Origin of the sequence: Collinsella aerofaciens (assembly GCF_015553355.1) — a bacterium.
Taxonomy (GTDB): domain Bacteria; phylum Actinomycetota; class Coriobacteriia; order Coriobacteriales; family Coriobacteriaceae; genus Collinsella; species Collinsella aerofaciens_V.
Genome location: NZ_JADNGN010000048.1, coordinates 1 through 12,418 on the forward strand (window position 1 = coordinate 1; position 12,418 = coordinate 12,418).

The 12,418-nt window shown below is 53.3% G+C and carries 10 protein-coding genes; all 10 read left to right on the top strand.

Annotation, left to right across the window (positions count from 1 at the left end; all coding sequences use genetic code 11):
* Positions 1–290 precede the first annotated feature (290 nt).
* Positions 291–1,859: a threonine/serine exporter family protein gene (locus tag I2D57_RS09255; RefSeq protein ID WP_229055743.1), complete on the top strand. Its 1,569-nt coding sequence runs from the start codon at positions 291–293 to the stop codon at positions 1,857–1,859.
* A gap of 312 nt (positions 1,860–2,171) precedes the next feature.
* Positions 2,172–2,765, top strand: coding sequence for a DUF2798 domain-containing protein (locus I2D57_RS09260; protein WP_195362271.1), 594 nt, complete (start codon positions 2,172–2,174; stop codon positions 2,763–2,765).
* 187 nt (positions 2,766–2,952) lie between these two features.
* A complete protein-coding gene (locus I2D57_RS09265) occupies positions 2,953–5,595 on the top strand; it encodes an ATP-dependent Clp protease ATP-binding subunit (RefSeq protein ID WP_195362272.1) in 2,643 nt (880 codons plus the stop codon).
* Between the two features lie 126 nt (positions 5,596–5,721).
* Entirely contained in the window at positions 5,722–6,291 is a 570-nt protein-coding gene (locus I2D57_RS09270) for a hypothetical protein (protein ID WP_195362273.1), read from the top strand.
* A 10-nt stretch (positions 6,292–6,301) separates the two neighbouring features.
* Positions 6,302–6,628 carry a helix-turn-helix domain-containing protein gene (locus tag I2D57_RS09275; RefSeq protein WP_117629262.1) on the top strand — a complete coding sequence of 109 codons (327 nt, stop codon included), beginning with the start codon at positions 6,302–6,304 and terminating at the stop codon, positions 6,626–6,628.
* Between the two features lie 381 nt (positions 6,629–7,009).
* On the top strand, positions 7,010–7,738 hold the full coding sequence (locus tag I2D57_RS09280; RefSeq protein ID WP_195362274.1) for an ABC transporter ATP-binding protein: 729 nt from the start codon (positions 7,010–7,012) through the stop codon (positions 7,736–7,738).
* The gene (locus tag I2D57_RS09285) at positions 7,716–8,519 is read left to right on the top strand and encodes a hypothetical protein (protein ID WP_195362275.1); all 804 of its coding nucleotides are present in this window, start codon (positions 7,716–7,718) and stop codon (positions 8,517–8,519) included. Before I2D57_RS09280 ends, I2D57_RS09285 begins: the two co-directional genes overlap by 23 nt.
* A gap of 2 nt (positions 8,520–8,521) precedes the next feature.
* Positions 8,522–9,331 (top strand): hypothetical protein, encoded by an 810-nt coding sequence (locus I2D57_RS09290; RefSeq protein WP_195362276.1) that lies wholly within the window; start codon positions 8,522–8,524, stop codon positions 9,329–9,331.
* Positions 9,332–10,618: a radical SAM/SPASM domain-containing protein gene (locus tag I2D57_RS09295; protein WP_195362277.1), complete on the top strand. Its 1,287-nt coding sequence runs from the start codon at positions 9,332–9,334 to the stop codon at positions 10,616–10,618.
* Positions 10,611–12,242 (top strand): ATP-binding cassette domain-containing protein, encoded by a 1,632-nt coding sequence (locus tag I2D57_RS09300; RefSeq protein ID WP_195362278.1) that lies wholly within the window; start codon positions 10,611–10,613, stop codon positions 12,240–12,242. The genes I2D57_RS09295 and I2D57_RS09300 overlap by 8 nt, the downstream gene beginning before the upstream one ends.
* Positions 12,243–12,418 lie beyond the last annotated feature (176 nt).

The window sequence follows — 12,418 nt, forward strand, 5'->3', positions numbered from 1 at the left end:
CAATCTGACGTTCAACTTCAAGGGCGCGACCAGAAGGTCAGCGCCCTTTCGTTTCACGTCACCTTGCCTCAAATGCGACCCGCTCGCTGACTTATACTCAACCTATGGTGTCATCCTGGCACTTAGGGACGTTCCTTTTGTGCCGACACTTGGGGACAGTCCTTGTCAAGTTACTGGTGCAGGGGGACAGGTTGCTTTGCACTAAGTTGGTGTGACAGCCGTCTCTTTTATGTTTTCTTTAGCCGCTGCCGCCTAGGATGGGGGTTAGTCGGCAGGAAGGGAGCGTCTATATGGACGACGCGAGCGAGCGCGCAATCGAAGAGGACATGCTCGATCAGTTCAACTACTTTGATGACGAGGACGAGGAGCTGATCGATCGTCGCGAGCCGGCGGCGCTCGATGCTTTCGACCTTGTTGATGAAGGGCCCGACGAGGACGAGGGAGAATCAGCGGAGCCTCCACAGCCTTCGCGCCCCGATTCGCTATTCTCGAGAGCCCCCATGCACCATGGTGTCCGTGCCGGCGCGCTCCATATGAAAACTGACTGGCGCCAGATCGTGACCGCGGGCGATGAGCTTGCCGTCGATGCACCACTTACCGACAAATCATCCATCATCTGCCGCACCGGCATGCTTATGCTGGCAAGCGGAACAGGTGCCTGGCGCGTGCGCGATACCATGAATCGTGTAGCCGCTGTACTCGGCGTCACCATCCATGTTGACTTGAGTCTTCTATCGTTTGAGTGTACCTGCATCGAAGATGGCCACTGCTTTAACGAGGTCGTCAGCTTGCCCACAACGGGCGTCAATACCCATCGCATTTGGATGATGGAGAGTTTCCTCAAGGAAATCGAGACCTATGGTCGTCGCTTCACCGTGCACGAGTACCACGAGATGCTCAAGACCGTTGAGAGCTCAAAGCCCGATTACGCTCCCTGGCAACAGGGCCTTGCGGCGGCCTGTGCTTGCGGCGCCTTCGTCTTTTTGCTCGGCGGCGGCCCTATCGAGATGGCCTGCGCGTTCGTGGGCGCGGGTGTCGGCAACTTTGCCCGCGCCCATATTCTCAAGCAAGGCCTTGGTCAGTTCAGCGCGCTGACGACCGGCGTTGCGCTCGCTTGCGTTTCGTATCTGCTGGCATTGCTCGGCCTTGGCCAGGTCATACCGGGGGCAATGTCGCACCAAGAAGGCTATATCGGCGCCATGCTCTTTGTGATTCCCGGCTTTCCGCTCATTACGGCAGGCCTCGACATCGCTAAGCTCGACATGCGAAGCGGTATCGAGCGCCTTTCATATGCCGTATCGATTATTGTGATGGCGACCCTCGTAGGTTGGATGGTTGCCGAGTGTGTGGGGCTGGCGCCGGATGACTTCGCCCCGCTCGGCCTCTCACCGTTGGCTCTTACGCTCTTGCGCATACTGATGAGCTTTATCGGTGTATTTGGATTCTCGGTTATGTTCAACAGTCCGGTAAAGATGGCAGCGGCGGCAGGGCTCATCGGCGCCGTGTCTAATACCTTGCGCCTCACGCTCGTCGATGCGCCGACGCTGTTTCCCTTCTTGGGCCTGAGTGCGGGCATGCCTCCCGAGGCAGCAGCGTTTATCGGCGCGCTGGTATCGGGGCTGCTCGCGAGCTTAGCCGAAATCAAGCTCACCTACCCACGCATTGCCCTCACGGTGCCATCGATTGTCATTATGGTGCCGGGCTTGTATCTGTATCGCTCGATGTATTACATGTGCACCTTCGACACGGTCAATATGCTCGGCTGGTTTGTGCGTGCAGTGCTCATCGTGGCGTTTTTGCCCGTTGGTCTGGGTGTGGCGCGTACGCTCACCGACCCTCGCTGGCGCCACACCAGCTAATTGGTGCAAGGGGGACAGGTTACTTTGCACCAAATGAGTTGCGGTGAAATAGGGACTGAATTGCTGCTTAAAGGGTCAAAACAGTCCGTATTCCACCGCAACTTATGGGGTCGGGGGATTATTGGTGCCCTGCATCTTCATAAACTCAACGCTTACGAAGCGCGGGGTTTTCGTGCTAGGCTGGTTCCACCACATAAGTAGTCGCAGACGCACGTACCACGGGCGGGCGAGATGAAGTCCCAGTAACTCCATCTCGCCCGCCCGTTTTTGTTGGCGGCGCCGCAACGCAACACAGAAAAGACCATGCCCTTTATGCCTATCAACAAACGAGAGAGCCTGCTGTTCACCTTTATCATGTGCTTTTGCATGGTGCTCTGGATGAGCATCTACAACGTTGCCCTGCAGCACGGGGCCATCAACGGCGAGGTCGTTGCCGCTACGTGGCTCGGCTTCCCCGTTGCCTATGTCTTTGCCATGTGCTGTGACTGGTTCGTCGCCAGCCCGCTCGCCAAGGGTTTCGCCTTTAAGTACTTGGTCACGCCGGGCAAGAGCTCGCCGCTTGCCATGACGCTCGCCGTTAGCTCCTGCATGGTCGTTCCTATGGTCATCATCATGTCGTTCTACGGTGCGTGCGAGGGCTTGTTCCACATGCCCGGTGGCCCGCTTGCCAATCTGCAGCTGCTGCCGATGATGTGGCTCATCAACATTCCGCGCAACTTTATTATGGCCCTGCCTTGGAACCTGCTGGTGGCCGGTCCGGTTGCTCGCTTTGTCTTCCGCCGCGCCTTCCCCATGGGAACCGTCTTTGAAGAGCAGCACATGGAGCTCGTGCGCATGCCGGGTGCTCCCGTTGCCGATGCCGTCAATGACGTTACCGAGGACATGGGTGTCGAACCTGCCTGCTAGGCAACAGCTTCTAACCTAGAGCGCCCGCCGCACCCGGCGATTCCTTTTTTGTAGACGTTGTCGCACGGCTACGGGCGGGAAAGGTCCCAACGGTTAACATATACTCCATATGGGTAAAGAGACCAAAGCGCTGCCGCGGGGCGGCGCTTTGCGTTTGAAAAAACTAGCTCGTCTAAGAGGAACTAGCATGTTAGACCGTTTTACCGATCGTGCGCGTAAGGTCATGTCCATGGCCAAGCAAGAGGCGCTCGATCTTCATTCAAATAAGGTGGGCACCGAGCACCTGCTGCTCGCGCTTGCCAAGGAGGACGAGGGCATTGCCGCCGAGGCACTGCGTTCGCTCGACATCTCCTACGATGACATCATGGACACGCTCAAAGAGGTCCAGACCACGGTTCCCGAGCCCAGTGAGGAGACCGAGGCCGCTAAGCTTGCCTTTACGCCGCTCGTCATTAGCGTGATGGAGCGCTCCTTCCGCGTGGCACGCGAGAACAACCAGACCTATGTGTCGACCGAGCATCTGCTGATCGGCATCGTCGAAGAGGGCAACGGCATGGCCATGGATATCCTCATGCGCCTGGGTGTGTCGTCTGCCTCCATCAAAAAGGCTATCGAGAAACTCACCGCCAAGGACCAGGACAAGAAGCGCCCGCTCGCCAGCGCCGGTGCCGGTCGTCCCGGCGCGGGCCTGCCGTTCTTTAGCGGCTCGGATGTCTCGCAGCAAAAGGGGAGTGGCACCGATACGCTTAAGCAGTTCGCAATCAACCTCACGCAGAAGGCGCGCGATGGCGAGCTCGACCCTGTAATTGGTCGCGAAAAGGAAGTCCAGCGTATGATGGAAATTCTTTCGCGCCGCACCAAGAACAACCCGCTCATTCTCGGCGACCCCGGCGTGGGCAAGACGGCCATCGTCGAGGGCTTGGCTCAGCAGATTGCAGCCGGCAACGTGCCCGAGAACCTCATGAACCAGAATATCTGGACGCTCGACCTGCCGGGTCTCGTGGCGGGTGCCAAGTATCGCGGCGAGTTTGAGGAGCGCCTCAAGAACGTGATCCAGGAGGCAACCGAAGCCGACGACGTCATCCTGTTTATCGACGAGATGCACACCATCATCGGTGCCGGTTCTTCTGAGGGTTCTATCGATGCGAGCTCCATGCTCAAGCCGGTGCTCGCGCGCGGTGCCTTCCAGATTATCGGCGCCACCACGGCCGAGGAATTCCGCAAGTACCTCACCAAGGACCCGGCCTTCGAGCGTCGCTTCCAGACCATCGATGTCGAGGAGCCGAGCGTCGAGGACACGGTCAAGATCCTGACCGCGCTCAAGCCGCGCTACGAGGAACACCATCATGTGCGCTATACGCAGGGTGCTATCGAGGCCGCCGCGAACCTTTCCAACCGCTACATCCAGGATCGCTTCCTGCCCGATAAGGCCATCGACCTCATCGACGAGGCCGGTGCCCGCGCTCGTATCGCCGCGAATCGCGCGCCCGAGCCGGTGCGTGAGGCCGAGCATCGCATTGAGAAGCTCAAGGCCGCCGCGCAGGAGGCCACCGAGAGCGACGACATGAACAAGGCCGCCGAGATCACCGAGCAGCAGAAGGCTGCCGAGATTGAGCTCGCCGAGGCCAAGGCCGCCTGGACGGCCGAGCTCGACGCCAGCCCGCTCACCATCGACGTGAGCCAGATCGCCGACATCGTGTCCGTGACTTCGGGCGTGCCGGTGTCCTCGCTTACCGAGAGCGAGAGCCGTCGCCTGCTGCAAACCGAAAGCGTGCTCAAGATGCGCATCATCGGTCAGGATGAGGCTGTCGAGGCAGTTGCCAAGGCCGTGCGCCGCAGCCGCTCGCCGCTCAAGGATCCGCGTCGCCCAGGCGGCAGCTTTATCTTCCTGGGTCCCACTGGCACGGGCAAGACCGAGCTCGCCAAGACGCTCGCCGAGTACCTCTTTGGCAGCAAGGATGCGCTCATCAGCTTCGACATGTCCGAGTTCGGAAGCGAGTTCGAGGTCTCCAAGCTCATCGGTAGCCCTCCGGGTTACGTCGGTCACGACGAGGGTGGCCAGCTCACCAAGGCCGTTCGTCGCCACCCGTACTCGGTCGTGCTGTTCGACGAGATCGAGAAGGCGCACCCCGACATCTTCAACATCCTGCTGCAGGTGCTGGAGGAGGGCCGTCTGACCGATAGCCAGGGCAAGACGGTTGACTTCCGCAACACCGTGATCATCATGACATCCAACGTGGGCGCCCGCGAGATTGCACAGGATGCAAGCGTTGGCTTTGGCACCACCGGCGAGCAGGGCCTCACCTCGAGTGAGATCCGTGGTCGCGCGATGGGCGAGCTCAAGCGCCTGTTCCGCCCCGAGCTGCTCAACCGTATCGACGACATCGTGGTGTTCCAGAAGCTTTCGGGCGAAAACCTGACCAAGATCGCGCACCTGCTGGTGGACGACCTGCGTCAGCGTTTGATTGCCAACGGCATGAACATCAAGCTCACCGATGCGGCCTATGACAAGATCGTGGCGGAGGGCACCGACCTCACCAACGGTGCGCGTCCGCTGCGCCGTGCAATTCAAAAGCTCATCGAGGATCCGCTGTCCGAGGAGCTTTTGGCCGGCGAGTGGGGCTGTGGCGATACCGTCCTGTGCGACGTGGCCGATGGCAAGTTTGTCTTTAGCCATGGCACGGGCGAGATCCCGGCACCGCGTCCGGCGGGCACGCTCGGTGGCGATACCGCTCCGGCGGCACCGCACACCGGAAACGCCGCGCCTGTGAGCAGCGGCGTGACCTCGGGCCCCGGCGGCATGATGCAAGCCGGTTCTGGCGCGCTGTAGGGATTAACATGCCCTGTATAACGGGGGCGTTTCCGATAAGGAAGCGCCCCCATTTCTTGTGGAGAAGAGTTTCCAGTAACGATAAAATAATTGAAAAAGTACTGCTGGATGGCAAAAGGAGTTACTATGGCGAATAGCGCTCAAAAAATTGAGATGTCGTTCGATAACATGAGAAAAATCGGAATAGTTCTTTGTGCCGTGTTGGTGCTTATAGCCATCGCTACTATCGCCGTCTTTGGTTCGGCACTTGTTGTTGCATGCCAAAGTATTTTGAATGGCGCAGTGGTAATCGAAGGGGTCGTTGAGCTTGGTGAGGGCGGCAGCATCGCGCTCCCAAACTTGGCGCTATGGGCGGTTTTGCTCCTGGCAGGGGAGTTTACATTGTCAAGCATTAGCTTCGATGTCGCCCGTCGTCAATCGCCTTTTACTATCCGACATGCACGGATGATTGCCGTTATTGCCTGCCTATTTGCAATCAATGCCGTGATGGGCTCTCTACAGATTGGCAGCGATTTAAAAAAAATGATGGGCAATTGTATGTTGAGCTGTCGTATGAATTCCGCTCTCCTTCAGATTGGTGACTCAGGCATCACTTTGGATGTGGGATCCATCATTGCAATGATGGTCGCTTTCGCTTTGTCGATCTTCTGGCGCTATGGGGCGCTTTTGCAGTCCCAGTCCGATGATTTGGTCTAGGTGATTGACCATGGATTATCTCATTATTGAGGTTGAGACGCTTTTGCTTAAGACCGGGAAAACAAATGCCGATCTAATAAGAGCGACTGGGCATACGCCAGCTAACATTTCTAAAATCCGTAATGCAAAAATCAAAGCCATACGCTTGAAGACATTGCTTGATATCTGTGTTGAGTTGGATTGTCAGCCGGGAGATTTGATCCGTCGCGTGAGTGAAATAGAACTTGAGGAACTTACCATCGCGCGTGCGCGGAATAAGATTTTGCAAAGACGCAATCCCGACCCCTCCGAGATATTGCCCACAGAGGTTTACGTAGTAGATCTTTCTAAGGAATAACAAAACAGAATAAGAAGACAAGAATACAAACACGTATACATGCAAGGCTCCTACTGAAACGATCGGTAGGAGCCTTAATTTATTTGAAAATAGTTCTTGAAATCATTAGATTATCGATATACGATAACAGCGTATTAAAACAGACGATAAATCGAAAGGAGGTAATTATGAACTGGGTAATTGATCCGTGCTGCAACGTGCAGGGTGGTGGCGGTGGCTGCCGCAATTACCACCCGTGTTCGCGCTGTAGCTGTTTTGGCGTATATGTTCATTTCTAGCAACGCGAACGTTAATGCTGGTTAAGACAGCAGAGGGTAAGCAGCGTGGTCGATAACTGCCATCCGTCGGCCGCGCTGCCTTTTTTAATGAGGTTCATGAGACATGGGTAATGCGATTTCAATCAAGGATCTATCAAAGCGCTACGGCAAAAACTGGGCGTTGTCTGATGTTTCATTTGATATAGATGAGGGCGAAGTGTGCGCTCTCGTTGGGGAGAACGGCGCAGGGAAGAGTACATTGATCGATACTCTTCTTGGCTTGCTTAAAGCAACGAAAGGCTCAATCAGTTTTTTCGGCGAGTCTGGGAGAACGGGTCTGGCAAGAGCGCGCAGAAACATCGGATTCGTCCCTGACGGCTGTGGGGCATTCTTGAACTTAACCGGGCGAGAAAACTTGACCTCACGCTGTATTGAGTGGGGGCTGCCAAAAAGTGAAGTCAATCGAGTGCTCGCTGCCGTTGGTCTAGAAAATGCAGCGGATGCATCGGTAAAACAATACTCTCTCGGCATGAAGCGTCGTCTGGATATCGGAACGGCTCTACTGGGCAACCCGCAATTGCTCATCATGGATGAACCGATAAACGGGCTCGATCCAGTGGGCGTGATCGAGGTACGTGATCTTCTGCTGTCGTTAAAGGACAGGAGGGATAAAACGGTGCTCATTTCAAGCCATAACCTAGATGAACTGGAGAAAGTCGCGACATCCTTCGCTTTTCTCCATCAAGGCCGACTTCTCGTTAAGGAAGAGAATTCCTATAAAGACAGAAGTCTGGAAAAGCGGTTTTTGGATTTGATCGGGGAGGCAGATAATGCAACTTCTGCGACTGATTAGATGCGAAGCCCGTCGGTTGCTCAGAAATCCAGCCTATTTCGTGTTGTTGATCTGGGGGATTTGGATTGTTAAAGATGTCTGTAATCCAAATATGTATGGGACCTATGGAACATCTGATTTAGGGGGAGTCGGCAAACAGATCGGTTTCTTTGCGAACATCCTCGACAAGACTGACCCGGCTGGTTCGGCGGTTCGGACGGCACTATTCATGACCTACGAGTGGTTTTTCGTTCTGGTCGGATGCATTGTTATTTCCTGTGCGATGGATTATCAAAGCAGGTCTTCTGAAGTGACGTATGCAAAGGGTACGGGTATAGCAAAGGCCGTTGTCGCAAAGTGGCTTGTTCTGACGATTGCAACTTCAATAGCGTTCAACCTGTTTTCGGGATTTACTCTCTTCAAATCTCCGCTTGGCTGCTATGTGGATGGGCGGGTGTTTCTTGATAGATACCTGCCCGTGTTGCTTTTGATTGATGTTATTTTGGCTGCATTAGTAGCTCAGTCGATGGCAGTTTTCTATTTACTTAGAAATGCACCGCTTAGCATTATGTTGGTGTTGGTCGGGACGCTGCTCGCCTCCGATGAATATACGCTGGTGGTCTTTTCCAATCACGCATCGACGCAAATTCCCTGGTGGCTCTCAGTCGGACCATACTTACGCCATCTTGGAAATCTGTGCTTTCAAGGCCTAGCCATTAATCAGATCATTCTTTTCTCTGTTATTTGCACCGTTGTTTCGTTGCAGCTCGGGGTCATGGGAATCAAAGCGAGGAGGGGGTAGAAATGCGCTGCGAAGATATGATTAAGGCTGAAGCCTATCGAGTTATGAAGAGCAAAGCGCCTCTTCTGCTGATTGCGGCAGGTTTCGTGCTCGCATTGCTTTATTCTGTGTCTTATGAACCATGGAGAGCCTACGGAACGAGCGATTGGCTTGGCGACGGTGTTATGGGCTTCTTCCCAAACCCACAATACGGTTTTAGTGGAATTCCGGGAGACCTCGTTAAAGATGGAGCCCGCTACCTTTCCGCTGTGGCACCGCTTGCCCATTCTCTGTTCTTTCCTATTGTTGCTGTTCTCGTCATCGGCGATGCGTTTCGAACTCCGATAACGGGATCTCAATGGCTTGTTTTCTATGCAAGGGGAATGAAAACAGTACAGTTGTTGGTTGCAAGGACTCTTGTCTCGATTGTCACGCTTGTCGGTGGTTTTGTTCTCTTTTCGATACTCGTTGGTGCGGTCCAAAGCGCGAGTGGCATAGGAATGACGATGGATATGATCGGAGAGTTTCTTCTTCGGCTGTCTCTTGCTGCCTTGATTTGCACAACGTTATGCCTACTGCTCGTCCTAGCCATCTCGCTCTTTGGAAATGGCGCGTTTGTTCTATCGTTCATCATCCTGCTGCTTTATTTGGGGTACGGGAATCCAAATATGCCACTGCACTTGACATGGCTGGCGACCCTTGCGTCCCCGCGGCCAATTCAATTCATCGTGCCGGGGACGTTGCTATTTGTAGCGCTGGCAACAGTCGTTCCCATTGTCATCCTCGGACTTTGTTGGGCTATCAAGGGCGCTATCAGAAAACGGAGCATATAAATGAAAGAGTCTGAATTTAACGTTATTGAAGAGAATGATGCGAACGGTATCACTATCTACAATACCCAGTCTGGTGGCGTTCTCGACCTTGACGCTGCGCACACGAATGAGCTGAATTTATATCGCAAGGGCGTCGCCGCCCTGGATGGTGATTTTGAAGAGGCCCTTAAGATGGGTGGCATGTTGGTAGATGACGATGTTGACGAGCGGCGAATGCTGATGCTTGAGAGTTTGTCGGCAAGGTTTGCAAATGACTATTTAGGACTGACGATTGCTCCAACGCTGGCATGCAATTTTAGGTGCCCCTACTGCTATGAAAAGGGCTGCTCGCACCCCACTATGTCAGAAGAGACAATGACGGATATCGCAGAATTCGTGCGTTCCGGCTATCCTGGGATCAGCGATCTTCACGTTGACTGGTATGGAGGAGAACCCCTACTCTGTGTGGACATGATCGAGCGACTGACAAAAGAACTGAGAGGGGCGATTAGGCCAGGCGCTACTTATTCTGCCGGAATGGTAACGAACGGATATCTCCTGACGCGAGAAATTGCTCAGAAGCTTGCTGATTGTCAGGTCGGTTCGGTTCAAATCACTATTGATGGCTCAAAGAGGGATCATGATTCGCGGAGGGTCCCGGCTGACGGTTGTCCGACATATGATGCCATTATCGACAATATCATCTCATGTGCCGATGTTCTTCAGATTACCATTCGCGTGAATGTCGATGAGTCCAATAGCAAAGAGGTCGATGCGTTGCTTGACGAGCTTGACGCTAAAGGGCTTCGCGGTAAAGTCGCGATTTATCTTGCTGCGGTCGACAATGTTAACGATACTTGCGCAAATGACATTCATTGTTTCTCTCAGCGTGGGTTCTCTCAAGTTGAGACGTTCTTTATGGATAAAGCTAGCGAGCGCGGATTCAACGTTATTCCGTTAACGCCGTATGAACCAAGTGTCTGCTGTGCGGTTTCTCTTAATTCGTTTGTCATCGATCCGCTTGGTAGACTTTTTAAATGTTGGGATGAGGTTGGCAAGGGCGAGTGCGCCGTTGGAAATGTTCGAGAAGGTGTGAAAGCTAATTCGAACTATTTGAAATGGATGGAGTATTTACCAAACGACCCAGTATGTGGCGAGTGTGTAATGTTTCCGGCTTGTATGGGCGGATGTCCCCACGCCGCCATGGAGGGCCAGAGAAAATGCGCGAGCGTTAAGTTCAATGCCAGGCAGAGAATGCGATTGGCTTGTAATTATCAGTATTCGCATAAGGCAGATCACGATGTTTAGATTTTGGAAGATATATCTCCTCCATAAGCCAAGGCTTTATGTCTATCTGCTTCTCGATGTCTTGTCTCAGCTGTGCAGCCTTGCTGAACCATATTTGTTGGGGCTGACTGTAAATGTGCTGGCGGCAAAAAATGGGCTCGGTATTAGTTTGCGGACGCTAGTCTTATGTGTTTTCGCGATTGGCGTGGTCGCCATTGTGGGGTCGGTATTGTCCTATTGGACTTCCCTAATCTATGTCGACCTTCAAGCGCATGCAGGATATCAACTTAACGCTGACACACTTGAACACGTCAAGCGTTTGCCCCGGAAGTTTTTCATCGGATTTGATGCGGGCTATTATAATCAGCAAATCAATCACGATTCAAACGATCTCATAATATTCGGAATAACATCGGCGTCAAATATCATTGGCGGTGTTGCAACGATTATTTGTTCCTTGATTATGTTGATGAATATAAACAATGCGATGGCGATTGCTTGTCTAGCCTGCATCGTTACGGGGGCAGTAGTTTATCGATTGTTTAGCGGGCTGCTGTTCAATCGAGGCTTTGAGTTTCAAGAAAAGACCGCTGCTTTCTATGGGACTCTCCAGAGCCAGCTGGAGAGCGTATCCTTTCTTCGTCGCCATTCATTATTCGATTTCTATTCCTTGAGGCTGCAGAAGGCTTTCGATGGTCTTTATCCAGCTATATTGGCTAACCAAAAAGCCGGATCACGGTTCGAACTTGCGAATCAGTTGATTTTTTCCTTTGCGCAGTTCTGTTTGCTCGCGATTGGAGGCTGTGAGATTGTCGCAGGCAAAATGCCGGTTGGTTTTCTGCTGACGGCATTGAGCTATTATTCGAGCGCCAATTCTGCTCTGGTGAATTTGCTTTCTTGGGGCAAAAGCTACCAGTCGAGCAAGGTGAGCGCCCAACGCCTTAAGCGCCTTTGGGCAATGGATGAAGATGCGAACGGTTCTGTCCGCATTGGTTCTCCTGTTTCACTTGTGTGCAAGGGCCTGTCGATTTGTCGCCCTGATACCGATCGAATCATAGATTATCCAAAGCTCATCTCGTTTAATCGAGGTGTCTTATACGGCGTGTCAGGCGCAAATGGAAGCGGGAAAAGCACGCTTCTCGATGGCATAGCTGGTTTGTACCCCGATGATTACGTTGGGACTATCGCTTATGACGATGTCGATTTGGGCCAGATTGATTCTATAAATCTACGTTCGTATGTCGTTGGTATTGCCGAGCAAGAACCCGATGTCGTTAACGGAACACTCAGAGAGAATCTGACGCTACTCGCGGGCGATAATTATCCAGTTCTTGAAGTCGGGCGACTTGTAGACCAGTTTGGTTTGACCAAACTGGTCTCAACACTTCCCAAAGGTCTTGATGGGGTGCTGGACGAACAAAACCATAATATATCGGGTGGTGAGAAGCAGAAGATTGCAATTATTCGCGTATTGCTTAAGGACTCACCCGTCATGTTATTCGATGAACCGACGTCGGCGCTTGACGGAGCGAGCAGGTCAGCGCTCATTGATATTCTGCAGCAGAAGAAAAGGAACCATATCGTAATTGTTGTTTCGCACGATTCTGATTTGCTTGAGGCTTGCGACGCAGTGATTGAACTGTAAAAGCTTGTGCATGGCGCTTCGTTGCGGGGCTAATTGCTGTGGATAGCGAATTGCAGCTGATGTGGGCAGTTATCCCAAACATGTATCAGCTTATTTTATGGCTCTGTTAGACCAGGATTGACATACATGTGTCCCCACGGTGCCATATCGTTGACCCCATAGACCGCGATGATGGG